18 protein-coding genes and 2 pseudogenes are annotated in these 22,428 nt (G+C 72.8%); 10 read left to right on the top strand and 10 right to left on the bottom strand.

The window, feature by feature from the left end:
* Positions 1 to 31: 31 nt before the first annotated feature.
* Positions 32 to 172: pseudogene (locus tag ABZ693_RS09950) on the top strand (peptidase C39 family protein); the annotation flags it as partial.
* Positions 173 to 427: 255 nt separating this feature from the next.
* On the opposite strand, the gene ABZ693_RS09945 reads toward ABZ693_RS09950, so the two are convergent.
* The 3 genes from ABZ693_RS09945 to ABZ693_RS09935 all read right to left on the bottom strand — a co-directional run bounded on the left by ABZ693_RS09945 (position 428) and on the right by ABZ693_RS09935 (position 6,115).
* Positions 428 to 2,377: a DNA/RNA non-specific endonuclease gene (locus ABZ693_RS09945; RefSeq protein ID WP_359875290.1), complete on the bottom strand. Its 1,950-nt coding sequence runs from the start codon at positions 2,375 to 2,377 to the stop codon at positions 428 to 430.
* 720 nt (positions 2,378 to 3,097) lie between these two features.
* Entirely contained in the window at positions 3,098 to 5,221 is a 2,124-nt protein-coding gene (locus tag ABZ693_RS09940) for an FG-GAP-like repeat-containing protein (RefSeq protein WP_359875289.1), read from the bottom strand.
* Between the two features lie 456 nt (positions 5,222 to 5,677).
* Positions 5,678 to 6,115: a MarR family winged helix-turn-helix transcriptional regulator gene (locus ABZ693_RS09935; protein WP_359875288.1), complete on the bottom strand. Its 438-nt coding sequence runs from the start codon at positions 6,113 to 6,115 to the stop codon at positions 5,678 to 5,680.
* A gap of 115 nt (positions 6,116 to 6,230) precedes the next feature.
* Here ABZ693_RS09935 and ABZ693_RS09930 point away from each other — a divergent pair, with 115 nt between their 5' ends.
* From ABZ693_RS09930 to ABZ693_RS09920, 3 genes and pseudogenes are all read left to right on the top strand, one after another.
* Positions 6,231 to 7,358 carry an NADH:flavin oxidoreductase gene (locus ABZ693_RS09930; RefSeq protein ID WP_359875287.1) on the top strand — a complete coding sequence of 376 codons (1,128 nt, stop codon included), beginning with the start codon at positions 6,231 to 6,233 and terminating at the stop codon, positions 7,356 to 7,358.
* An 85-nt stretch (positions 7,359 to 7,443) separates the two neighbouring features.
* Positions 7,444 to 7,557 (top strand): annotated as a pseudogene (locus ABZ693_RS09925) (SCO1431 family membrane protein); the annotation flags it as partial.
* A 173-nt stretch (positions 7,558 to 7,730) separates the two neighbouring features.
* Positions 7,731 to 8,903 carry an acyl-CoA dehydrogenase family protein gene (locus tag ABZ693_RS09920; protein ID WP_359875286.1) on the top strand — a complete coding sequence of 391 codons (1,173 nt, stop codon included), beginning with the start codon at positions 7,731 to 7,733 and terminating at the stop codon, positions 8,901 to 8,903.
* 688 nt (positions 8,904 to 9,591) lie between these two features.
* Here the strand turns inward: ABZ693_RS09920 and ABZ693_RS09915 are convergent.
* A complete protein-coding gene (locus ABZ693_RS09915) occupies positions 9,592 to 9,960 on the bottom strand; it encodes a hypothetical protein (RefSeq protein ID WP_359875285.1) in 369 nt (122 codons plus the stop codon).
* Positions 9,961 to 10,184: 224 nt separating this feature from the next.
* Between ABZ693_RS09915 and ABZ693_RS09910 the strand changes: the two genes are divergently transcribed.
* The 4 genes from ABZ693_RS09910 (at position 10,185) to fxsA (ending at position 14,219) form a co-directional block, all read left to right on the top strand.
* A complete protein-coding gene (locus ABZ693_RS09910) occupies positions 10,185 to 10,625 on the top strand; it encodes an Lrp/AsnC family transcriptional regulator (protein ID WP_359875283.1) in 441 nt (146 codons plus the stop codon).
* Positions 10,626 to 10,759: 134 nt separating this feature from the next.
* Positions 10,760 to 12,373: an amidohydrolase gene (locus ABZ693_RS09905; RefSeq protein ID WP_359875282.1), complete on the top strand. Its 1,614-nt coding sequence runs from the start codon at positions 10,760 to 10,762 to the stop codon at positions 12,371 to 12,373.
* Between the two features lie 335 nt (positions 12,374 to 12,708).
* Positions 12,709 to 13,488, top strand: coding sequence for a polyprenol monophosphomannose synthase (locus tag ABZ693_RS09900; RefSeq protein ID WP_359875281.1), 780 nt, complete (start codon positions 12,709 to 12,711; stop codon positions 13,486 to 13,488).
* 134 nt (positions 13,489 to 13,622) lie between these two features.
* The gene (gene fxsA / locus ABZ693_RS09895; RefSeq protein ID WP_359875280.1) at positions 13,623 to 14,219 is read left to right on the top strand and encodes an FxsA family membrane protein; all 597 of its coding nucleotides are present in this window, start codon (positions 13,623 to 13,625) and stop codon (positions 14,217 to 14,219) included.
* A 184-nt stretch (positions 14,220 to 14,403) separates the two neighbouring features.
* On the opposite strand, the gene ABZ693_RS09890 is transcribed toward fxsA, so the two are convergent.
* The 4 genes from ABZ693_RS09890 to yczE form a co-directional block, all read right to left on the bottom strand.
* A complete protein-coding gene (locus ABZ693_RS09890) occupies positions 14,404 to 14,778 on the bottom strand; it encodes an RNA polymerase-binding protein RbpA (RefSeq protein ID WP_015032218.1) in 375 nt (124 codons plus the stop codon).
* Positions 14,779 to 15,033: 255 nt separating this feature from the next.
* Entirely contained in the window at positions 15,034 to 16,437 is a 1,404-nt protein-coding gene (locus ABZ693_RS09885) for an MFS transporter (RefSeq protein WP_359875279.1), read from the bottom strand.
* Between the two features lie 52 nt (positions 16,438 to 16,489).
* On the bottom strand, positions 16,490 to 17,254 hold the full coding sequence (locus ABZ693_RS09880; protein ID WP_359875278.1) for a glycerophosphodiester phosphodiesterase family protein: 765 nt from the start codon (positions 17,252 to 17,254) through the stop codon (positions 16,490 to 16,492).
* A gap of 106 nt (positions 17,255 to 17,360) precedes the next feature.
* Positions 17,361 to 18,137, bottom strand: a complete 777-nt coding sequence (gene yczE / locus ABZ693_RS09875; RefSeq protein ID WP_435842385.1) for a membrane protein YczE — start codon at positions 18,135 to 18,137, stop codon at positions 17,361 to 17,363.
* 64 nt (positions 18,138 to 18,201) lie between these two features.
* On the opposite strand from yczE, the gene ABZ693_RS09870 reads away from it, so the two are divergent.
* Complete coding sequence (locus ABZ693_RS09870; RefSeq protein ID WP_359875277.1) at positions 18,202 to 19,701, top strand: SCO1417 family PLP biosynthesis transcription factor; 1,500 nt, start codon at positions 18,202 to 18,204, stop codon at positions 19,699 to 19,701.
* A gap of 81 nt (positions 19,702 to 19,782) precedes the next feature.
* Here the strand turns inward: ABZ693_RS09870 and ABZ693_RS09865 are convergent, their stop codons facing one another.
* Positions 19,783 to 21,435 (bottom strand): hypothetical protein, encoded by a 1,653-nt coding sequence (locus ABZ693_RS09865; protein WP_359875276.1) that lies wholly within the window; start codon positions 21,433 to 21,435, stop codon positions 19,783 to 19,785.
* A gap of 98 nt (positions 21,436 to 21,533) precedes the next feature.
* On the bottom strand, positions 21,534 to 21,728 hold the full coding sequence (locus tag ABZ693_RS09860; protein ID WP_359875275.1) for a hypothetical protein: 195 nt from the start codon (positions 21,726 to 21,728) through the stop codon (positions 21,534 to 21,536).
* A gap of 297 nt (positions 21,729 to 22,025) precedes the next feature.
* Between ABZ693_RS09860 and ABZ693_RS09855 the strand changes: the two genes are divergently transcribed.
* Positions 22,026 to 22,424 (top strand): ankyrin repeat domain-containing protein, encoded by a 399-nt coding sequence (locus ABZ693_RS09855; protein ID WP_359875274.1) that lies wholly within the window; start codon positions 22,026 to 22,028, stop codon positions 22,422 to 22,424.
* Positions 22,425 to 22,428: the final 4 nt, after the last annotated feature.

Here is a 22,428-nt window from a genome sequence, read left to right as displayed (position 1 = left end):
CGTCGCGTGATAAGCGGCGCCCTCCCATTTGGAGAACATCTGGCTGCGGACGAAGCGCTACGACGCGAACGGCAAGGTCAGAAGCGGTACGGGCGGGGTCTGCTACCTCTACTGGCCCGCCAAACCGACCCCCTCCCAGCGCCGCGCACTGGAGTCGCTGGGCGTGCTCTGAACGGACGCGGCGTCACGTCCGCGCCGGCGGCCTGACGACCCCGGGCCGGCACCGGCCCGGGGTCGTCAGGCCACAGCGGCGGCCCGCCCACGGAACTGTGGTGTCAGGAAGGCGATCCGGGCCGGGACGCAGCCGGGTCGCCGGGCGCGCCGGCGGGGCCGGCCGAGGAGAGAGCGCGGTGACGTCGAGCGGCCGCGGTGGGGTGGTGAAACTCATGCCGGCTCCCGATGGCGTGAACTGACGAGGCGGGTGTGCTCAGTTGCCGAGGTTGAGCAACAGGGTGTCTCCCTGGGTGTTGGGGACGTAGACGTTGGGGAACAGCTGCTCGACCGCCCCGTTCGCCCGCTCGACATCAGCGCTCATGGTGACTCCCACCGGGATGGTGCTGGTGGCGTCCGTGTAGACGGGCGTTACCTGATAGGAGATCGCGTCGTCCGTTCCGAAGACATTGAGGTCGGTGGACTTGACCAGGGTCTCCGCCATGGCCTCGAAGGTCCGCATGCTGGGTGTACCGGTGTTCATCCCCGCCTGCCAGCAGGGGACGAGATTGACCCGGATGCCCCTGCCGCCGACGACGTTCGGGATCAGGTGGCACCGGGCCAGCGAGCCCGAAGTGGGCGAGTTCGCCTGCTTGAACAGCTGAGCGTCCTGCCACCCGACGATGTCTCCCTGAGCGGAGGATCCCTTCCCGATCTTCTTGCCGATGCACGCCTCGGCTCGGGTCGGTCGGGCTCCGGCCGCGCCGGGCGGGGTCGTCGTCTTGTTGACGTGGTCGACCGCCTCGGTGGTGTTCAGGATCCATCCGTCACCGTTGGGGACCGAACCCATCGGCGTGGTGTCCAGGCAGCGTGCGTGCGGGCCGGTGTTCGGCGTGGTGAATTCCACCTCGAACTGGTCGGCGTCGATCACCCGCTGGTCCGCGAAGCCCTCGGTGAGCTGCGCGTCCGCGAACTGCTTGTCGGCGGCCGGGACATGGGCCTGGACGCAGGGCCGGGACCTGTCCAGTTCCTTGGCGTTGCCCAGGACGTACGCGTCCCACTCGCGGTTGCCGAGGTTGGAGATCATCTCGACGCACTGATCGCCGCTGGTTCCCCCCTCCTTCGTCTCGGCGAAGGGGAACTCGCCGCAGGTGTCGTTGTCGACGAGGTCCGTCAGCACCTGGAAATTGCCGCAGGTGCTGGCCGAGCGGCCATCCACGCCGCTCGTCGCCCGGGTCAGCGGCTTGCCCTTGCCCCAGGCGTCGTTGAGGTTCTTCTGTGCCCACTGGTAGGCGGCGACGGCGGCGCCGGGGTCGGCGCTCTGCGCGTGCATCTTCACGACGGGCATGACGGAGGGGACGGCGCAGCCCGCCGGCGAGGTGCCCCCGACCGCGTTGTCGCAGCGGATCTTGCGCGGGTTGTCCCAGGAGGCGTTCGGGTCGACCGCCGTGGCGCCGGGAGAGGTCACGTACATCTTGTACGAGGTGACGAACTCGGAGGCGGCGCCCGCCGCGGGGGACGAGGAGTAGGAGACGGTGCCGGTGAGGGACTGGCCCAGGGTCAGGTCGCCCCCGTACCAGGGCGCGGTCTTCGTCGCCGTGCAGCCGGACCCGCAGGAGGAGCGGAACTTGGCGTTGAGGGCGGTGACGTCGCCGCTCGCGGCGGTCATCTTGACGGTGACCTGCTCGTTCCAGGTCGTGGCCGCCTTCTGGAGCGATGCCCCGGCGGAGATCTCCAGCGTGCCGCGGCCGATCTCCTTGGCGTTGCTGTCGCGCAGGATGTAGACGACGTTCACTCCGGTCACGCAGTACTCGAAGCGCTCGTAGGAGTAGGTGCCGGGGCTGGTGATGTCACAGCTGCCCGTGCTTGCCGCCGCGAGGCCCTGCGGCTTCGTCGTTTCCTGCTTCGCGGCGCGCTTCGCCGGGGCGGGCCTCGTGCTCACACACGCCTGGACGGCGCCCGCCTGACGCTCCTTCGAACCCGCGGCCGTGGGCTCGCAGCGCTCTTTGGAGGTCTTCGGGAAGGAGCTGATCGCGGTGGTGGGAGCCGAGGCCTTCGCCGGGGCGGTCGGGGCCGCCCCGGCCACCTGCCGCGGCTTCTCCTCCGCGGCCTGCGCCGCCGGGCTCGTACCGAGCGTGGCGAGGCCCAGCGTCACCGCGGTCAGCAGGGCCATGACGGCCGAGCGGGTGCGTCTCTGTGCGGGGCGTATCGGCCGTATCGGATGCATACGCGTCGTTCCTTTCGCGGTGGGGAAAACGTCGGGAGGATCCGGTGCTCGGACGGCGCCCGGACGTGGTCGGCGGATCCTTCGGCGCGAGGGCGGTGCCGCGGCGGGTGCCCGCGCGCGAGGATCATCCGGAAGCCCTGGGTGTCGTCACCCTCACCGGCGCGAGATCGCCGGATTCGAGGCCTCGGGTATTTGCTCGGAAAAGAGAATCGGTGCCCCGGTGACCTTCCCTGAAAGATGCCGATTTCGGACTCGAATGGAGAAAGCGTGCGCTCGAACCGGAAGGGCGATTCGGGCCGGCCGGCGCATTGCTCTCCTTCGGGGATCCGCTCGAATCGGTGAGGGCGTGACCGGCGAAGGGCACTGTCCTGCCGAGTGTCCGTAAGAGGCCGGGGAGTTGAGCATCGGCAAGTATTGAGGAAATCCAACGGGAGATCCATTCGGAGATAGTCGACATAGCGTGCATGTCGGCCATTCTCTTCGTGATCTATTGCACAGGAATTCTGGTTTATTTCGGAAAGGTCGACCTTGATCCGGCGGTTCGGCCTCCCCGCCCCCGGGTGGTGCCGGACGGGCCGTCGTGCGGCGGCGCGTCCGGGCGCGGCGAGACCGCCGCTCCCTGGGAAGCGGCGGTCTCGCCGTACAGGCGGCAGTGCCCTCCGGAGCGAGGCCGGTGCTACGGGAACGCGGACCGGCGCGCCGTGCGGAGGCGGGGGAAGATCAGGACGGGTTGTTGTAGCGCTCGATCATGTGGACGCGGCCGAAGGACCAGTTGCCCGTGGCGGCCTGCCAGCTGTGCAGCGGGCCGTTGAGGGTGCCGCCGGCCTTGGCGGTCCAGGTGATGGTCTTGACCGAGCCGTCGGAGAATCCGTAGAAGGTGGCCAGGTCGTCGCGGCCGTCACCGTTGTAATCCCCGGTCACCACCTGCATGTTCTCGCGGTAGTAGTTGCCTGCCGGGGTGGTCCACAGGTCGGTGCGGCCGCCGAACTTGCCGTCCGTACCGCTGGGCGTGAAGCCGATGACCGTGTCGCTGCCGTCGGCGTAGTCGTACCAGACGGCCACGTTGTCGCGGCCGTCGCCGTCGAAGTCCCCGGAGTAGGGGGTGGCGCGCTTGAATTCCCAGCCCGTGGCGGAACTCCAGCCGCCCACCGGCGTGTTGAAGCCACCGTCCGGCTTGGCGGTCCAGGTGATGAGCTTGACCTCGCCGGTGGAGTAGCCGTAGAGGACGCCGAGGTCGTCGCGGCCGTCGCCGTTGTAGTCGCCGGAGACGAACTTCATGTTCTCGCGGTAGTAGTTGCCGGCCGGCGTCTCCCAGGCCACGAAGGGGCTGTTGAAGCCGCCGTCGGTCTTGGAGAGGAAGGTGTGGATCTTGTCGCTGCCGTCGGCGTAGTCGTACCAGACGGCCACGTCGTCGCGGCCGTCACCGTTGACGTCGCCGGCGACGGGGGTCATACGGGAGAAGGTCCAGCCGGAGGCGACCTTCCAGGAGTGCAGGGGCGCGGCGAAGGAGCCGTCTCCCTTGCCCAGCCAGGTGAGGAGGGCGACCTCGCCGGTGGAGTAGCCGTAGAGGCTGGCCACGTCGCCGATGCCGTCGCCGTTGAAGTCGCCCGTGACGCGCTTCATGTTCTCGGCGTAGTAGTTGCCGGCGGGCGCCTCCCAGCCGTGGACGGGCGCGTCGAAGCCGCCGTCGGCCTTGGCCGGGAAGGCGTGGATCTTGTCGCTGCCGTCGGCGTAGTCGTACCAGTCGGCCATGTCGCTGCGGCCGTCGCCGTTGTAGTCGTGACGGACCGTGGTGCCGGCGGCCCACTGCGACTCGTTCTTGGCGTTGTGGACGACGAAGTTGCCGCGCTCCTGCAGGACGGCCTTGCCGCCGGGCGCGCTGGTCTTGGTCTCCCACAGGACGGTGGTGCCGTCCGCTTCGAGGACGGCGAGGTTGCCCTGCGCGTCGAGACGGGCGGTCGCGCCTGGGTGGCCGCCGGTCTTGGTGGACCAGACGGTGGTGCCCGCGCGGGCGACGACCAGATTGCCGTCGGTCTGCATCGTCACGCGGTTGATACCGGCCGTCAGGGAGTCCCCGGGCTTGAGCACCCCGCCGGCCGGGAGCGTGTTGCCGGAGGCCACGTCGTCCAGCCGGGTCGAGACGGCGCTGTTACGGGTCTCGGCCGGGTCCGCGCCGAAGCAACCGCCCTGCCAGGACTGGCTGCTGACGGCGACCAGCTCGGTCTTGCCGTCCTTCTGCCGGACGATCGGACCGCCCGCGTCGCCGGCGCAGATGGCGTCCGCCGCGGAGGTGCCGTGCATGGCCAGCGTGCCGCCGGACACGGAGTCGACGGTGAAGGCGGCGGTGTGCAGCTTGAGCGGCGACCACTCGTCCTTGGTCCGGCCGAAACCGGCCACCGTCAGGGCGTCGCCTGTGGCGGGCGCGGTCCTGGCGAACGCCACGGGCGTGATCCCGGTGGTCGGGGAGGCGAGACGCGCCAGGACCAGGTCCCGGTCCTCACGGGGCACGAGCTCGACGACCTCACGGACCTGCCCGGTCGTGGCGGTCAGATCGGTGCGGCCGATCGTGGCCGTCGTCTTCGACTTGGGCTTGCCCGCGGCGACTTGCGCGGTGCCGTTGTCGGAGAAGCAGCTGGCGGAGGTGGCCAGCCACTGCGGGGCCACCAGCGCCGCCGAGCAGGCGCGCTGGCCGTCGCCCAGATCCAGGCGGGCGGTGAAGGCGTAACCGGCGTCCGCGGTGACCGGGCCCGTGACGGCGGAAGCCGGCGCGGCGTACACGGCGGCCGGGATCGCGAAGAGCGCGGTGGCGAGTGTGGTGAGACGTACGCGTCTGGCGCGTGGCATCAAGTGATTCCTCGAATTCGGGGATCCACCGGGCAGCGGCGCCTCGGAGCGTCGAAAGAGAACCGCCCCGAGCCGGCCGCCACTGGGAGGTCCGGGTCTCCACGAGCACGCCGCGGGCATGGTCGACGAGGGCTGCACTGTCCCCCCCCGGGTACCCACAGCAGACTCAAAGTTGATCACCAGGCAGTTTCAGGCAAATCCCCGGCGAGGTCCATTCGTTGATACCGGGCATGGCACCCATGCCGTCTATGTCCTTTGTGATCTATCGCATAGGAATCGACGTTTATCCGTGGAGAAATAAGAAAACCCCCTCGCGCTCTCGTGAGAGCGAGGGGAGTGAAGGGCCGGGGCGTCCGCCGCCCCGCTTCATCGGGTGCGGCGTCGGCGTATGCGCGTGGGTGCGACCCTCTGGCCTTGCGTTCCGGGCCAGGACGTTCCGGGCCGGGACGTTCCGGGTCAGGAGCAGGCGGGCCGGGTGACGAAGGCGCGTTCCAGGAGCACGTACAGGCGGTCCCGCTCCTCGTCGCTCAGCCGGTCGAGGCCGTCCCGTGTGGTGTGCATCTTCGCGCGGATCGCGTCGGTGACCCGCTCGCCCTCGGCGGTGAGGATGACGTTCTTGACGCGCCGGTCGGAGGGGCTGGCCTCGCGGCGCACCAGGCCGCGCTTCTCCAGCCGGTCGATGATCCCGGTCATGTTGGAGGCGTCGCAGGTCATGGTCTCGGCCAGGGCGCGCATCGCGGCGGGTCCCCGGCGCAGCACGGTGAGGGCCTTGCCCTGGCTCGCCGTGAGGTTCTCACTCGCCGCCGCGATGGTGAAGTCGCCGTAGTAGACGCCGAGCGACACCGAGAGCAGCTCCATGAGCCGGGCCGTGTCGGTGCGGGGAGCTTCTGTCATGGGAGCACTTTACCCAATGAAACTTGACTATCTCAAATATCGAGTTCTACCGTCTTTGTCATTGCATGAAGTTCTCAAGCATCAAGGTTGTCCCGTAGCCATGAGGAGCCTCCCTGTGACCGTCACCGCGTCCCCCGCCTCCCGCGCGGCCGAGATCCTGTCCCGGCCCGTCACCCTGAACGGCCTGACCGTTCCGAACCGCATCGCGATGGCGCCGATGACGCGCATGTTCTCTCCCGGCGGCGTTCCCGGCGACGACGTGCTGTCGTACTACGCCCGCCGCGCCGCCGCGGGCGTGGGCCTGATCGTCACCGAGGGCACCTACGTCGGCCACGACTCGGCCGGGCAGAGCGACCGCGTGCCGCGGTTCCACGGCGAGGAGCAGCTCGCCGGATGGGCGAAGGTCGCCGAGGCCGTGCACGCGGCGGGCGGCACGATCGTGCCGCAGCTGTGGCACATCGGCATGGTGCGCGAGCAGGGCCAGGCCCCCTACGCCGACGCTCCCGCCATGGGTCCCTCCGGCATCCGCCTCGACGGCACCGAGGGCACCGGCAAGGCGATGACCCAGGGCGACCTGGACGACGTCATCGGCGCCTTCGCCGAGGCCGCCGCGGCCGCCGAGCGGATCGGTTTCGACGGCGTCGAGCTGCACGGCGCCCACGGCTACCTCGTCGACCAGTTCCTGTGGGAGCGGACGAACCGCCGTGCCGACGCCTACGGCGGCGACGCCGTGGCCCGTACGAAGTTCGCGGCCGAGATCGTGGCCGCGGTCCGGGCGGCCGTCTCGCCCGCCTTCCCGGTGATCTTCCGCTTCTCGCAGTGGAAGTCGGAGGCGTACGACGCCCGGCTCGCCGGGACCCCGCAGGAGCTGGAGGCGATCCTGGCCCCGCTTGCCGCGGCCGGCGCCGACGCCTTCCACGCCTCCACCCGCCGCTACTGGCTGCCGGAGTTCGAGGGCTCGGACCTGAACCTGGCCGGCTGGGCCCGGAAGCTCACCGGCCGGCCCGCGATCACGGTCGGTTCGGTCGGCCTCGACGGCGACTTCATCCACGCCTTCGCGGGCAAGGGCGCCGAGCTCGGCAGCCTCGACAACCTCCTCGACCGCATGGAGCGCGACGAGTTCGACATGGTCGCCGTCGGCCGCGCCCTGCTCCAGGACCCGGAGTGGGCGGCCAAGGTCCTCGCGGGCCGGACCGACGAGCTGAAGGCGTACGACGCGGCCGCGCTGAAGTCCCTCAGCTGAGGTACCGACGATCCCGCGGTGACCGGGTACGGGCCGACACCGGCCCGTACCCGGTCACCGGCGTACCGGGCCCCGGGTCCGCGCGGGCGCCCGTACCGGCGGCCCCAAGGACGACGGCCCCCGGATCCTGGAGCGGATTCTCGGCTGGACCCTGGTGGTCCTCCTCGCCGTGTTCGTCACCCGGGCAGGCCTCATGTGACCCGCGCCCCCGGGTGAGCCACGCCGGGGCCCTCGGCGCGCGGCCCTCGACCCGCCGAACGGGCACACTCCGCCGCCCCCGCCGCCTGCCGCCCCCGCGCGCGTCCCGCCCCGGGGCAGCATCGGTGCGGTGCCGGGCCCGCGCGGGCCCGGCGGGGAAGGAGCGCGCCGCCCATGCCCGACCACGCCCCGCAGCCCGTGGAACGCCGGCTGCCCACCGAAGAGGCCCGCGAACTGCTCGCGGTGGTACGCGAGATCGCCGCGCGCGAGATCGCGCCCCGCGCCGCCGAGGAGGAGGCCGCGGGGCGGTTCCCCCGCGAGCTGTTCACCCTGCTGTCCGCCTCCGGCCTGCTCGGCCTTCCGTACGACTCCGCGTACGGCGGCGGCGACCAGCCGTACGCCGTCTACCTCCAGGTCCTGGAGGAGCTGGCCGCCGCCCGGCTCACCGTCGCCCTTGGTGTGAGCGTGCACACCCTGTCCTGCCACGCCCTCGCCGCCTACGGCGGCCAGGAACAGCGCGCCGCGCGTCTTCCGGCCATGCTGGGCGGCGGGCTGCTCGGCGCGTACTGCCTGTCCGAACCCGCCTCCGGCTCCGACGCCGCCGCCCTGCGCACCCGGGCCGTCCGGGACGGCGACACCTGGGTCCTGGACGGCACCAAGGCATGGATCACCCACGGCGGGATCGCCGACTTCTACACGGTGATGGCCCGCACCGGCGAACCGGGCCCGAAGGGGATCACCGCGTTCCTGGTGCCGGGCGACGCGGCGGGACTGAGCGCCGCCGCGCCCGAACGCAAGATGGGCATGAAGGGCTCGCCCACCGCCCAGGTGCGTCTGGACGGCGTCCGGATCCCCGACGAGGGGCGGATCGGCGCGGAGGGCCAGGGCTTCACCATCGCGCTGGCCGCCCTCGACTCGGGCCGGCTCGGCATCGCGGCCTGCTCCGTGGGCCTCGCGCAGGCCGCGCTGGACGCGGCCGTGCCGTACGCGCGCGAGAGGCGCCAGTTCGGCCGCCCGATCGCCGACTTCCAGGGTCTGCGCTTCCTGCTCGCCGACATGGCCACCCGGATCGAGGCGGGGCGGGCCCTGTACCTGGAGGCGGCGCGGCTGCGGGACGAGGGACGGCCGTTCGGGAAGCAGGCGGCCATGGCGAAACTCTTCTGCTCGGACGCGGCGATGCGCGTCACGACGGACGCGGTGCAGGTGCTCGGCGGCTACGGCTACACCGCGGACTTCCCCGTCGAACGCTTCCTGCGCGAGGCGAAGATGCTCCAGATCGTCGAGGGCACCAACCAGATTCAGCGCGTGGTCATCGCCCGTCACCTCGCCGGACCAGAGTCCCGTTGACACGGACGGTGCGGTCGGCCCACACCGGCCCGGCCGCCAGCCGGCTCCATTCCTGGTCGCGCCGGCCCGGCAGGGTCCTGCCCTGGCCGGCCCACAGCTGGAGCAGCGCCGCGTAGATCGGCGGATCGGCGGGCTGCGCGAGGGCTGCCGGAGGCTGAACGGCGGCCGGGGCCACCGCGCCCCCGGGCTGCGGCCGCGGCGGAACCGGTGCCGGGGCCGTGCCCGCCGGGGCGGGCCGCGGCTGCGGCGGTGCCTGAGCCGCCGACCGGGCGGGTGCCGGAGCGGGTACGGGCCGGGGCGCGGGCGGTGGCAACGGCGACGCGGCGGCGGGTGCGGGTGCGGGCGCAGCCGCGGCAGAGGGTCCGGGGGACGTTGTGACGGCAGGCGCGGGAAGCTCCCGCCGAACCGATTCTTCAGAGTGCGGCTCCGGCTGCCGGTGCCGGCCGTATCCGCTGGGTGTCGTATACAGCGTGCTCATGTCCGGCCCAACGTCCCGCCGGGGCCCCCGGTCACCGCCCGACCCCGTAGCGCGGAAGTTCGACGCGTCCCCGGCACCGGCCCTGATCAGCGCCCCGAGCTCCCTGAGCCGTCCCGAACCCCGCACCCCTGCCCGGGCACTCCGCCCCCACGGCACGGCACGGCACGGCACGGCACGAGCCCGGTCCGGGGCCGCGGCCCCGGACGTGTCTCAGGCCGCGCGGCGCAGTTGGGCCGGCTTGATCGGGCGCGAGCCCGGCCCGCCCACGTGCGAGAACGGCTGCATCCGCCAGTCCAGCCCCTGCGGCAGCGTCAGCAGCAGGGCGGTGTCCTGCTCCTGGACCTCCAGCGTCTCGTCCGCCGGCCGGGCGTCGGCGGCGGGCCGCCCCGTCCCGGAGCAGACGGTGAGGACGAAGGGGTTCCACGGGGACGGGCAGAGCGCGTGCTCCGGCAGGACGTCCTCGTCCGCGAGCAGCGCGATCGGCTGCACGCAATCCGGGCAGATCACCCGGTACATCTCGAATGTGTCGTACGCGTCCTGCTCTTCGGGCGCGTCGACGGATTCAACGGGCTCCTGCATGGAGACTCTCCCCCTCGAACGGGTCGGCCGGATCTGGCGGCCGTGACCACAGCAAGCAATTCCCATGCGGCCCGCCGCATAACCGTGAGGCCCCCGCCCGAGGTCCTGTAAAACATGTGGCGTTCGTCACATGAACGGCGCAGGTGCCTCAGGGTGGCGCGAACTGCCGCATAGAGGTCCGCCCCGACTGTCCCACGTCCCCTCGGGGGCACTAGGGTCACCGCATGGAGGAGCTGGATCGTCAGATCGTCGAGTTGCTCGTCAAGGACGGGCGCATGAGCTACACCGACCTGGGCAAGGCCACCGGCCTGTCCACCTCGGCCGTACATCAGCGCGTCCGCCGTCTGGAGCAGCGCGGAGTCATCCGCGGTTACGCCGCCGTCGTCGACCCGGAGGCCGTCGGCCTGCCGCTCACCGCCTTCATCTCGGTGAAACCCTTCGACCCCAGCGCCCCCGACGACACCCCCGACCGGCTCGCCGACATCGCCGAGATCGAGGCGTGCCACAGCGTCGCGGGGGAGGAGAACTACATCCTCAAGGTGCGCGTCGCCACCCCGCTGGAGCTGGAGCACCTGCTCGGCCGCATCCGCTCGCAGGCCCATGTCTCCAGCCGGACCACCGTCGTCCTGTCCACCCCGTACGAGGCCCGGCCACCCCGGATCTAGGCCCGCCGCCCGGCCGCCGCCCGGCCGGCGCGGGGCCGGCGCGGGGCCGGTTTCAAGATCACCACGGCTGCCGGCCCGCTCCGAACCGGGGCCCGGCGGACAAACCGGGTCCCGGCAGGTCCTAGCCTGGTCGCATGAGCGTGTACGAAGACCGCACCGTGCTGCTGCGCGGTGGAGAAGTCCACAGCCCCGCCGACCCCTTCGCCACCGCCATGGTGGTGGAGCGCGGGCACGTCGCCTGGGTGGGCTCGGAGGGCGCCGCCGACGCCTTCGCCTCCGGCGTGGACGAGGTGGTCGACCTCGACGGCGCGCTCGTCACCCCCGCGTTCGTCGACGCCCATGTGCACACCACCGCGACCGGTCTGGCCCTCACCGGCCTCGACCTGTCGTCCGCCGCCTCGCTCGCCGACGCCGCGGAGCGGATCCGGGCCTACGCCGAGGCGCGCCCCGAGGACCGCATCCTCATCGGGCACGGCTGGGACGCCGCCCGCTGGCCCGAGCGCCGCCCGCTCACCCGCGCCGAGCTGGACGCGCTCACCGGCGGCCGTCCGCTCTACCTCACCCGTATCGACGTCCACTCGGCCGTCGTCACCACCGCCCTGCTCGACCTGGTGCCCAGCGTCCGCGCGCTCGACGGCTTCCACGACGGGCAGCAGCCGCTGACCGGCGCCGCCCACCACGCCGTCCGGGCCGCCTCCTACGCCGCGCTCTCCCCGCGTCAGCGCACCGAGGCGCAGCGCGCCGCCCGGCACCACGCCGCCTCGCTCGGCATCGGCACCCTGCACGAGTGCGGCGGCCCGGAGATCTCCTCCGAGGACGACTTCACCGGCCTGCTCGACCTGGCCCGCAGCGAGCCCGGCCCCCGGATCGTCGGCTACTGGGCCGACCTCGACATCGACCGGGCCCGTGCCCTCGGCGCCCTCGGCGCGGCCGGCGACCTGTTCGCCGACGGCTCGCTCGGCTCGCACACCGCCTGCCTGCACGAGCCGTACGCCGACCACTCCAGCGCGGGCGTCGCCCACCTCGACGCGGCGGCCGTCACCGCCCATGTCGTCGCGTGCACCGAGTCCGGGCTCCAGGCGGGCTTCCACGCCATCGGCGACGCCGCCGTCGACGCCGTCGTCGAGGGCGTCCGGGCCGCCTCCGAGAAGCTGGGCCTGGCCCGGATCCGCGCCGCCCGGCACCGCGTCGAGCACGCCGAGATGCTCACCCCCGAGTCGGTCGCCGCCTTCGCCGAGCTGGGCCTGACCGCCTCCGTGCAGCCGGCCTTCGACGCGTACTGGGGCGGCGAGGACGGCATGTACGCCGACCGCCTCGGCGCCGAGCGGGCCCGCGCCCTCAACCCGTACGCCGCCCTGCTGCGCGCCGGCGTGCCGCTGGCCTTCGGCTCGGACAGCCCGGTCACCCCGCTCGACCCGTGGGGGACCGTGCGCGCCGCCGCCTTCCACCGCACGCCCGAGCACAGGGTCTCGGTACGGGCCGCGTTCACCGCGCACACCCGCGGCGGCTGGCGCGCGGTCGGCCGCGACGACGCCGGCACCCTGGTGCCCGGCGCCCCCGCCGACTACGCGATCTGGCGGGCGGGCGAGCTGGTCGTCCAGGCGCCGGACGACCGGGTGGCCCGCTGGTCCACCGACCCCCGCTCCGGGACGCCCGGCCTGCCGGACCTGACCCCCGGGAGCGCGCTTCCGGTCTGCCTGCGGACCGTCGTCTCCGGCCAGACGGTCTTCGTACGGCCGAACGAGTGACGTAACGGGGTTCCATACGGCTCCCGCCCCTCCCGGGGCTCGCCCGCGACCTGCGGATCTTCGGCGGGCGGCTCGGGGATCGCTCGTCTCCGCAGGTCAAGCGGTCAAGGGCGGAGGGCCGCCGGGGAGCGGTAGGTTCTCCGCGTCCCCCGCGAGCGTCCGCCCCGGACGTCCGCGGCGGACGGACCCTCCCCGTGGGCGCCGGAGGCCGCTCGGCCTTTGGGGCGAGGGAGGGTTTTCCGGACCGGAGGGCATCGGTCCGCGGTCCCGTCCGTACCCCCCTGTGCGAGGCTCGCTATGGTGGGGGCTCGCGCAGGTATCCCGAAGGGGCAGTAGTGAACGACGGTGGCCAGAGGCGTTACGGCCCGCTCGGCAAGACCTTGGTGATCATCCCCACCTACAACGAGGCGGAGAACATCAAGCCGATCGTCTCGCGCGTGCGGGAGGCGGTGCCCGAGGCGTACGTGCTCGTCGCCGACGACAACAGCCCCGACGGCACCGGGAAGATCGCCGACGAGCTGGCCGCCGAGGACGACCACGTCCAGGTCCTGCACCGCAAGGGCAAGGAGGGCCTCGGCGCCGCCTACCTGGCCGGTTTCCGCTGGGGCATGGAGCACGGCTACGACGTCCTCGTCGAGATGGACGCCGACGGCTCCCACCAGCCCGAGGAACTGCCCCGCCTGCTCACCGCCCTCAAGGGCGCGGACCTGGTGCTCGGCTCCCGCTGGGTGCCCGGCGGCCGGATCGTGAACTGGCCGAAGTCCCGCGAGTTCATCTCCCGCGGCGGCAGCCTCTACTCCCGCCTCATGCTGGACGTCCCGATCCGCGACGTCACCGGCGGCTACCGGGCCTTCCGCCGGGGCACCCTGGAGGGCCTCGGCCTCGACGACGTCGCCTCGGCCGGCTACTGCTTCCAGGTCGACCTGGCCCGCCGTGCCGTCGCCGCCGGCTTCCATGTCGTGGAGGTGCCGATCACCTTCGTGGAGCGGGAGATCGGCGACTCCAAGATGAGCAAGGACATCCTCGTCGAGGCGCTGTGGCGGGTCACCGGCTGGGGCCTGTCCGCCCGCGCGCGGAAGGCCGGCGACATCCTCGGCGGCCGCAAGCGGTCCTGACGCCGGACGTTGTACGAGCAGCGGCCGGGCGGCCGGGCCTTCGGGCGCGCACGCTCCCCGGGCCGCGCTCCTCGCGCGCGTAGCCGATCTTTCCTTTACGACGTTCCCACGGGCCGCCAGGCACACTGGGGAGCATGACGACCGGCGCATCGCCCTCCTTCCCCGCCCCCCGACGTTCCCGCGCGCGCAGATTCCTGCCGCTGGGCCTCGCCGCCTGGCTGGTCCTGGAGATCTGGCTGCTGACCGTCGTGGCCGACGTGGCGGGCGGGGTCACCGTCCTGCTGCTGCTCGTCGGCGGCGCCGTGCTCGGCGGCACGGTGATCAAGCGGGCCGGCCGCCGTGCCTTCGCCAACCTCACCGGCACCTTCCAGCGCGCCCAGGAGGCCGCGCGGCGCGGCGAGACGCCCGCGGAGGCGGACCGGGCCGGCGCGGAGGACCGCAACGGCTTCCTGATGCTCGGCGGCCTGCTGCTGATGATCCCGGGCCTCGTCTCCGACGCGGTCGGTCTGCTGCTCCTCGTCCCGCAGGTCCGTACGGCCGTCGGACGGTACGCGGAGAAGGCCGTGGAGCGCCGGATGAGCGCCGCCGCCCCCGGAAGCCTCCAGGACGCCTTCCAGCAGGCCCGTATGCACCGTCCGGACGGCAAGGTGGTGCCAGGCGAGGTCATCCGGCAGGACGGGCCTCAGGGGCCGCGTGAGCCCCAGGAGCCGCGCCCGCCTCTGATGCCCTGACGCCGGTGTCCTGATTCCGGTTCCACCGCCCGGGCTCCGGCCCGGGCTTTTTCGCGGCCTGGGCCCGGAACGGTCTCGGGGCGCTGAGGACGCTCGGGGCTCTCGGGACGTACGAGAACGCCGCGGGGCCCGGTACACGATGTGTACCGGGCCCCGCGGCGTATCTCTGAACCGTGCGCGTCCGTCAGGCGGACTTCCGGCTGTCGCGCGGATGCACGGCGATGTTCATGGCGCCGGAACGAAGGACCGCCAGCCGTTCGGCCAGCACCTCCTCCAGCTCCTCACGGGTGCGCCGCTCCATGAGCATGTCCCAGTGCGTACGCGCCGGCTTGCCCTTCTTTTCCTCGGGGCCGTCCCCGTCTACCAGGAGTGCCTGGATCCCGCAGACCTTGCACTCCCACTCTGGCGGAATCTCCGCCTCGACCGAGAACGGCATCTCGAAACGATGCCCCTTCTCGCATGCGTACTCCACCGCCTGGCGCGGGGCCAGATCGATGCCGCGGTCGGTCTCGTAGCTGGTCACCACGAGGCGCGTGCCGCGAAGAGCTCGCTCACTCATGAATCGTGCCTCCCGGGCTTGTCGCCCACAGGACAGGTGTCGCTGTCGTCGTCATCCGGTCAACGTCCGGTCGGCGGTAAAGATTCCCGTTCCGGGTCATGCGTCGCCCGTCGTGCCGCCCCTTTTTGTACCCACCAGTGCCCGTTTTGTCACATCTGGCAGGAGATGTCACTCAACGTCTTCACCAAGTCAGCACGCAGTAACGGTCCGCCTGGCAGGCCAAAGGCGTACACTACCGCCCAATCACTTCCACGTCTAAATCCGGGCCGGTACGGGGTTCCCCGCGGCCTCCACCGCGCGCCGCACCGGCACCCGCGCGAGGAGCACGGACCCGACACCGAAGAAGATCACCAAAGAGATGATGGCATCCCGATAGCTTCCGGTCAGCTGATACGCGAGACCGAACACCAACGGACCCAGCCAGCTCAGTCCGCGGTCGCTCATCTCGTAGGCCGAGAAGTACTCCGCCTCCTTGCCGCGCGGCACCAGATGCGAGAACAGCGACCGCGACAGCGCCTGGCTGCCGCCCATGACGAGGCCGATCGCCGCCGCCAGGCAGTAGAAGAACACCGGGGCCTCGGCGGGCAGGAAGTAGCCGGCCACCAGGATCACCGTCCACACCGCCAGCGACCCGAGGATCGTCCGCTTCGCGCCGTACACGCGCGCGAGGCGGCCCATGCCGAGCGCCCCCGCCACGGCGAGCACCTGCACCAGGAGGACCGCCGTGATGAGCGTCGTCTGATCCAGGCCCAACTCCTCGGAGCCGTACACGGACGCCTGCGAGATCACCGTCTGCACGCCGTCGTTGTAGATCAGGTAGGCGAGCAGGAAGGCCAGCGTCAGCGGATGGCGCCGCATGTCGCGCAGGGTCGACGCGAGCTGCCGCCAGCCACCGCCCACCGCGCCCCCGCCGGCCGCTCCCGGGCCGTCGCCGGCCGTCCGCGCGATCCGGCGGTCCCGCAGCCGCCGCAGCGGCACCAGGGTGAAGGCGCCCCACCACAGGCCCGCCGAAGCCAGGCATATGCGTATCGCGATGCCCTCGGACAAGCCGAAGGAGTCGTGGCCGGAGTACAGGACCAGGTTGAGCACGAGCACCAGCGCGCCCGAGGTGTAGCCGAACGCCCAGCCGCGCGAGGAGACCGCGTCCCGCTCGTCGGGCCCGGCTATCTGCGGCAGATAGGCGTTGTACAGCGCCATCGACACCGACAGCGAGGCGTTCGCCACGACCAGCAGGAACGCGCCCAGCAGATACCGCTCGCCCTCCAGGAAGAACATCCCCGCCGTGGCCGCCGCGCCCAGATAGGCCGAGGCCGCGAGCAGCGGCTTCTTCCGGCCCGTACGGTCCGCCGCCGCGCCGACCAGCGGCATCACCAGGACCGCGACGACGATGGAGGCGGAGACGGCGTACGCGAACAGCGAACCCGCCCGCACCGGCACGCCCAGCGGGTGCACGAACCCGTCCGCGTCGGCCGCCGCCTTGGCGACCGAGGTCAGATACGGGCCCAGGAAGACCGTGACCACGCTCGTCGAGTAGACCGAGCACGCGAAATCGTAGAAGTACCAGCCGCGCTGTTCGCGGCGGCGTTCGGCCGGATCGCCGGAACCGCCGGGATCGGCGGCCTCGCCGTCCGGCCGTTCGGTCGTGTCGACGTCGGTCAAGGCCGCGCCCCCTCGCTCGTCCCCGTGGCTCCTGTGGCGGAATTCCGTGTGCTCAGATCCACAGACCCCGGTCGGTCAGGACCTCGCGCAACGTCTGAAGATGATCGGTCATGATGCCGTCCACGCCAAGATCCAGGAGGGCGTGCATCCGCTCCGGTTCGTTCACCGTCCACACGTGCACCTGGATCCCGCGCGCGTGGGCGGTGCGCACGAACCGGCGGTCCACCACCGGGACGCCCGCCTGCCGCTCCGGCACCTGGGCGGCGACCGCCCCGGCCCGCAGTGCCGCGGGTATGCCGAGCGAGCGCAGCCGCAGGCCGAGGACGCCCGTCACGCCGTACGAGGTGGCCAGCCGCGGCCCGGCGAGCCGCTGCGCCCGCGCCACCCGGGCCTCCGTGAACGAACTCACACACACCCGGTCCCAGGCGTCCGCCGCGCGGATCAGGTCCAGGAGCGGGGCCAGCGCCGATTCGGTCTTGAGGTCCACGTTCCAGCGCGCCTCCGGGAACTCCTCCAGCAGGTCCGCGAAGAGCGGCAGCGGCTCCCGGCCCGCCACCCGGGCCTGCCGGACCGCCGACCAGGGCAGATCACGGATCTTGCCCCCGGCGTCCGTGACCCGGTCCAGGGTCGCGTCGTGGAAGGCCACCAGACGGCCGTCGGAGGTGGTGTGCACATCCGTCTCGAAGTAGCGGTAACCGGCCGCGGCGGCGCGCCGGAAGGCGGCCGCCGTGTTCTCGAGGCCGTCCGCCGTGCCGCCGCGGTGGGCGAAGGGGAGGGGCGCCGGGTGGTCGAGGAAGGGATGGCGTTCGCGAGTCACCGCCGCAGTATGGCCCGCTCCGGTGTCGCCGAGGTGACCGGGCCGGAACGGGCGGCGGATCGGGCGGCGCGCCCGGCCCGGGGCGGGCGCCGTCTCGGGCGGCGGGTCAGGCGGTGGGCACGCCCGCGGCTTCGGCGGCCGCGCCCGCCGGGCCGGCCAGGGTCCCGGACGCGGCCAGGGTCCCGGACGCGGCCACGGGCCCGGATGCCGGCCCGGACGCGGCGTCGCGCTCGGCGATCGCGAACAGGCGCAGGAAGAGCTGCGCGAGCGGGCCGATCGCCAGCGCGTACAGCACCGTGCCGACCCCGACCGAGCCGCCGAGGAGGAAGCCGGTGGCGACCACCGCCACCTCGATCGCCGTCCGCACCAGCCGGATCGACCGCCCGGTCCGCTGGTGCAGCCCGGTCATCAGGCCGTCGCGCGGGCCGGGTCCGAAGCGGGCCGCGATGTACAGGCCGGTGGCCGCGCCGTTGAGGACGATGCCGAGCAGCATCAGGGTGATCCCGGCCACCCAGCCGTCCGTCTCCGGGGTGAGGGCCAGGGTCCCGTCCATGGCCAGGCCGATGACGAAGACGTTGGAGACCGTGCCCAGGCCCGGCCGCTGCCGCATCGGGATCCACAGGAGCAGCACGACCGCCCCGACGATGATCGAGACGACCCCGATGCTCAGCCCGGTCAGCCGGGCGAGGCCCTGGTGCAGCACGCCCCAGGGCTCCAGGCCGAGCCCGCCGCGCACGAGCAGCGCCGAGCTGACGCCGTACAGGCCGAGACCGGCGTACAGCTGGACGAGCCTGCGGGGGATATGGCGGCCGCGGAGGCCGGTGGCTATGGACAAGGGACTGCCCCCTGGGATGACCTGGGTGGTGTGAGTGGACTGGCTCATGCCACTCTGTGGCGGGAGGCCATGCGTCAACCATGGCCAATTCGCGGAAGGTGGACTGATTTCCATGGCCCAGTGGACTTCGGCTGTGGGGCCGGCTCAGCTCGCCCGGCAGCTCCAGGCCCAGCAGGCCCGGCCCGCCGTGCCCGGTGCCCGCAAGCCGCCCGCCTACCGCGCCCTCGCCGACGGCGTCCGGCTGCTCGTCCTGGAGGGCCGCGTCCCGGTCGCCGCCCGGCTGCCCGCCGAACGCGAACTCGCCGTCGCCCTCTCCGTCAGCCGCACCACGGTCGCCGCCGCCTACGAGGCGCTGCGCACCGAGGGCTTCCTGGAGTCCCGGCGCGGCGCCGGCAGCTGGACCGCCGTGCCGGCCGGCAACCCGCTGCCCGCCCGGGGCCTCGAACCGCTGCCTCCCGAGTCCCTCGGCTCCATGATCGACCTCGGCTGCGCCGCGCTGCCCGCGCCCGAACCCTGGCTCACCCGCGCCATCCAGGGTGCCCTGGAGGAGCTGCCGCCGTACGCCCACACCCACGGCGACTACCCGGCCGGACTCCCCGCGCTGCGCCAGATGCTCGCCGACCGCTACACCGAGCGCGGCATCCCCACCATGCCCGAACAGATCATGGTCACCACCGGTGCCATGGGCGCCATGGACGCGATCTGCCATCTCTTCGCGGGCCGCGGCGAGCGGATCGCCGTCGAGTCCCCGTCCTATGCCAACATCCTCCAGCTCATGCGCGAGACCGGCGCCCGGCTGGTGCCCGTCGCCATGACCGAGGGCCTCGGCGGCTGGGACCTGCCCCGCTGGCGTCAGGTGCTGCGCGATGCCGCGCCCCGCCTCGCGTACGTCGTCGCCGACTTCCACAACCCCACCGGCGCCCTCGCCGACGAGGACCAGCGCCGGCAGCTCGTGGAGGCCGCCCGGTCCGCCGGCACCGTGCTGGTGGTCGACGAGACGATGGTCGAGCTGCACCTGGACGAGGGCATGGACATGCCCCGCCGGGTCTGCGCCTTCGACCCGGCCGGCGCCACCGTGCTGACCGTCGGCTCGGCGAGCAAGGCCTTCTGGGCGGGCATGCGGATCGGCTGGGTACGGGCCTCGCCCGACGTCATCCGGTCCCTGGTCGCCGCCCGCGCCTACGCCGACCTCGGCACGCCCGTCCTGGAACAGCTGGGCGTCAACTGGCTGATGCGCACGGGCGGCTGGCAGGAGGCCGTGGCCCTGCGTCGCGACCAGGCCCGCGAGAACCGTGACGCGCTGGTGTCCGCCGTCCGCGCCGAGCTCCCGGAGTGGGAGTTCGAGGTGCCGAGCGGCGGGCTCACGCTGTGGGTACGCACCGGCGGGCTGTCCGGTTCGCGGCTCGCCGAGGTCGGTGAGCGGGTCGGCATCCGGGTCCCCTCCGGGCCGCGCTTCGGCGTGGACGGCGCCTTCGAGGGGTATGTGCGGCTTCCGTTCACCGTCGCGGGCCCGGTCGCCGAGGAGGCGGCCGCCCGGCTGGCCGCCGCGGCCCGGCTGGTGGGCTCCGGAGGCGGCGCGGGGGTGGAGTCGCCCCGGTCGTTCGTGGCCTAGGAGCGGCCAAGGAAACGTACGGCGGCGGTGCCCCATGGGGTCACCGCCGCCGTGGTCTCGGCCGGGTGCCGGGTGCCGGGTTCAGCCTTCCGCCGGGACCGGTGAGGGGAGGCCGGGCTTCTTGCGCAGGGTCGGCGCGGTGTCCGCGTCCAGATCCAGGTCGGGCTCGGGTGACGGTCCCGGCGCCACCACCATCGGCGCGGCCGCCGTGTCCGGTCCGGCCGGCTCGTTCCGGCGCGGCGGCAGCAGTTCCAGGACCGCCTGGCAGTGCGCCTCGCTGGTCGCGTCGTCGTACGGGTCGGGGGTCGCGGGCACCTGCAGGCGGACGACGGGGCCGGTGCCCAGGCGGGCATATCCCCGACCGGGTGGCATATGCGCGACCGGGGTGGTGTGCGGGGGTGCCCCCAGAACGGCGGCGATCTGCTCCGGCGCGGCCGGCCCGAGCGCGATCCGCGCCCGGGTCTGACTCCGTACCGTCTCGCACAGCGTGTCCGCGCTGTCGTACTGCTCCGCCACCACCACCGTGACCTGCGCGGCGCGTCCGTGCCGCAGGGGCACGTCGAGCAGCTCCTGCGGGTCGGGGCGGCCGGCCGCGGCGGCGAGGGCGCCGAGCGCGCCGGGCCGGTCGAGCAGAATCCACAGCGGGCGGCGGGTGTCCGAGGGGGCCGGGTATCCGGCCTGCCGGGCCTGGTTCGCGACCAGGAGCCGCCGCTCGGTCTCGTGCGCGGCCCATTCCAGGCTGGCCAGCGCGCCGGCGAGCCCGCACTCGACGGCGAGGACCCCGTCCCGGCCGGTCAGGCACGCGTACCCGCCCGTCCCGTCGCCGTCGATCACGAGGACGTCGCCGTGGGCCAGGGCCTGGAGCGCGATCGAGCGCAGCAGGGTCGTGGTGCCGCCGCCGGGGCGGCCGATCGCCAGCAGGTGCGGCTCGGTGGAGTGAGGGCCGGTGCGCCAGACCACGGCCGGGGCGTCCGCTGCCCCGTCCCCGGCGCGCACGGGTACGGTCCGCTGGACGGCGTCGGCGTCGGTGAAGCCGAGCACCGTCTCGCCCGGGACGGTGACGAACCGCTGGGCGGCGATGGTGGTGGGCAGGGCGGGCAGCACCCGCAGCGTGAGCCGGTTGCCCTCCTCGTCCCAGTCGAAGAGGTACTCGCGGCCCCGCCCCGACTTGGCGTGCAGCACCTGCTCCACGCGCGCGCGTGCGGCGGGTTCGCCGTCCATGAAGTACGGGGGGTAGGCGAGGCGCAGCCGGGTGAGCCGGCCGTCCTCGTCGAAGGCCTGGTCCGCGAAGACGGCGGTCCAGTCGCCGCCGTGGGCGTAGAGCGGCGCGGGGTCCTCGGGGAGCGACAGATACGGCACCAGGGCCTCGTAGAGCCCCTGGAGCCGGGTGGACTCGGCCGGGTCGGGGCCGGTCCGCGCCACCGGGCGTTCCCGGCCCTGCCAGGCGGCCGCGGCCATCAGCGCGGCGAGCGCGAGCAGCGGCCCGTACGGCAGGAAGGCGACGACCAGGAGGCAGGCCGCGGCCACGAGCAGCGTGGGACCGCGCCGTTCCTTGGGTGTCGCGGCCCACCGGGCGCGGGCGGCGGCGGCCAGTTTCCGCAGTCCGCGCGAGACGGTGATCAGCGGTTGGAGCACGTCGGTGGCGCCGTCGGCGGCCGTGCGCGCGAGCTCTCGGCTGCGGGCGATCCGGTCGCTGCCGCTGCTCAGGATGCGGGGAAGTGGTCGCCGGGACACGTCGTACTCCTGGAATGCGAGGGGGCGAGAGGGACGCGGGGGACGAGAGGGGCGAGAGGGGCGAGGGGACGTGGAGGGTGGGGACGGGAGGGGCGGCGTCAGAACTTGATGCCGCCCAGGAGGCTCGCGAGGCTCTGGCCGCCGGCCGTGATGCTCGGGGCGATCGCGGTGCCCGCGAGGTAGAAGCCGAAGAGCGAGCAGACGAAGGCGTGGGACGCCTTGAGCCCGTCCTTCTTGAAGAACAGGAAGCAGATGATGCCGAGCAGGACCACGCCCGAGATGGACAGGATCATGAGGTTTCTCCTGGTTGAGGGGACAGTCACCATCAGTCCTTCCAGGTTCACGGGAAGTATCTATGTGACTAAAGGTGCCAATGGGTGAATCGCTCGCGATTTCACCGGCCCGGCGCACGGGACGGCCTCCTGCGGTGGCGGAACGCGCCGGATGAGGTAGGGGCGGGTTCCCGGCGGGTCCGGAGTGATCCTTGCCGTGCACATGCCGCCTCGGGTCGCCCGGCGGGCAGTACCCTGTCGGTTCACTCGTACGGCCGCGCCTGCCGTGCGCGGGCCGAGCAGGAAGGGTTGTGAACGATGAGCGGGTACGAGACCCCGGACCCCGAGGTCGTCGAACTGGCCTCCCAGGTCTTCGACCTCGCGCGCGTGGGGGACGCGACGACCCTGGCCGCCTGTCTCGACGCGGGCGTCCCGGCCGATCTCACCAACGGCCGGGGCGACTCCCTCGTCGTGCTCGCCGCCTACCACGGGCACGCGGAGGCCGTCGCCGTGCTGCCGGCCCGCGGTGCCGACGCCGACCGGGCCGACGACCGCGGTCAGACCCCGCTCGCCGGCGCCGTCTTCAAGGGGGAGGACGCCGTCGTCCGCGCGCTCCTCGCCGGCGGGGCGAATCCGGAATCCGGGACTCCGTCCGCCCTCGATACCGCACGGATGTTCGGCAAGATCGAACTCCTGGAACTCTTCGGATCCCGGTGAACGA

The organism is Streptomyces laurentii (genome assembly GCF_040635425.1).
In the GTDB taxonomy this organism is placed as follows: Bacteria; Actinomycetota; Actinomycetes; order Streptomycetales; family Streptomycetaceae; genus Streptomyces; species Streptomyces laurentii.
This window is presented reverse-complemented; position numbering and strand designations above follow the sequence as displayed.

Bases quoted from the DNA above. Each gene is read 5' to 3' on its own strand.
- ABZ693_RS09945 (WP_359875290.1), bottom strand. From the start codon at position 2,377: ATGCATCCGATACGGCCGATACGCCCCGCACAGAGACGCACCCGCTCG.
- ABZ693_RS09940 (WP_359875289.1), bottom strand. From the start codon at position 5,221: ATGCCACGCGCCAGACGCGTACGTCTCACCACACTCGCCACCGCGCTC.
- ABZ693_RS09935 (WP_359875288.1), bottom strand. From the start codon at position 6,115: ATGACAGAAGCTCCCCGCACCGACACGGCCCGGCTCATGGAGCTGCTC.
- ABZ693_RS09920 (WP_359875286.1), top strand. From the start codon at position 7,731: ATGCCCGACCACGCCCCGCAGCCCGTGGAACGCCGGCTGCCCACCGAA.
- ABZ693_RS09915 (WP_359875285.1), bottom strand. From the start codon at position 9,960: ATGCAGGAGCCCGTTGAATCCGTCGACGCGCCCGAAGAGCAGGACGCG.
- ABZ693_RS09910 (WP_359875283.1), top strand. From the start codon at position 10,185: ATGGAGGAGCTGGATCGTCAGATCGTCGAGTTGCTCGTCAAGGACGGG.
- ABZ693_RS09905 (WP_359875282.1), top strand. From the start codon at position 10,760: ATGAGCGTGTACGAAGACCGCACCGTGCTGCTGCGCGGTGGAGAAGTC.
- fxsA (WP_359875280.1), top strand. From the start codon at position 13,623: ATGACGACCGGCGCATCGCCCTCCTTCCCCGCCCCCCGACGTTCCCGC.
- ABZ693_RS09890 (WP_015032218.1), bottom strand. From the start codon at position 14,778: ATGAGTGAGCGAGCTCTTCGCGGCACGCGCCTCGTGGTGACCAGCTAC.
- yczE (WP_435842385.1), bottom strand. From the start codon at position 18,137: ATGAGCCAGTCCACTCACACCACCCAGGTCATCCCAGGGGGCAGTCCC.
- ABZ693_RS09870 (WP_359875277.1), top strand. From the start codon at position 18,202: ATGGCCCAGTGGACTTCGGCTGTGGGGCCGGCTCAGCTCGCCCGGCAG.
- ABZ693_RS09860 (WP_359875275.1), bottom strand. From the start codon at position 21,728: ATGATCCTGTCCATCTCGGGCGTGGTCCTGCTCGGCATCATCTGCTTC.
- ABZ693_RS09855 (WP_359875274.1), top strand. From the start codon at position 22,026: ATGAGCGGGTACGAGACCCCGGACCCCGAGGTCGTCGAACTGGCCTCC.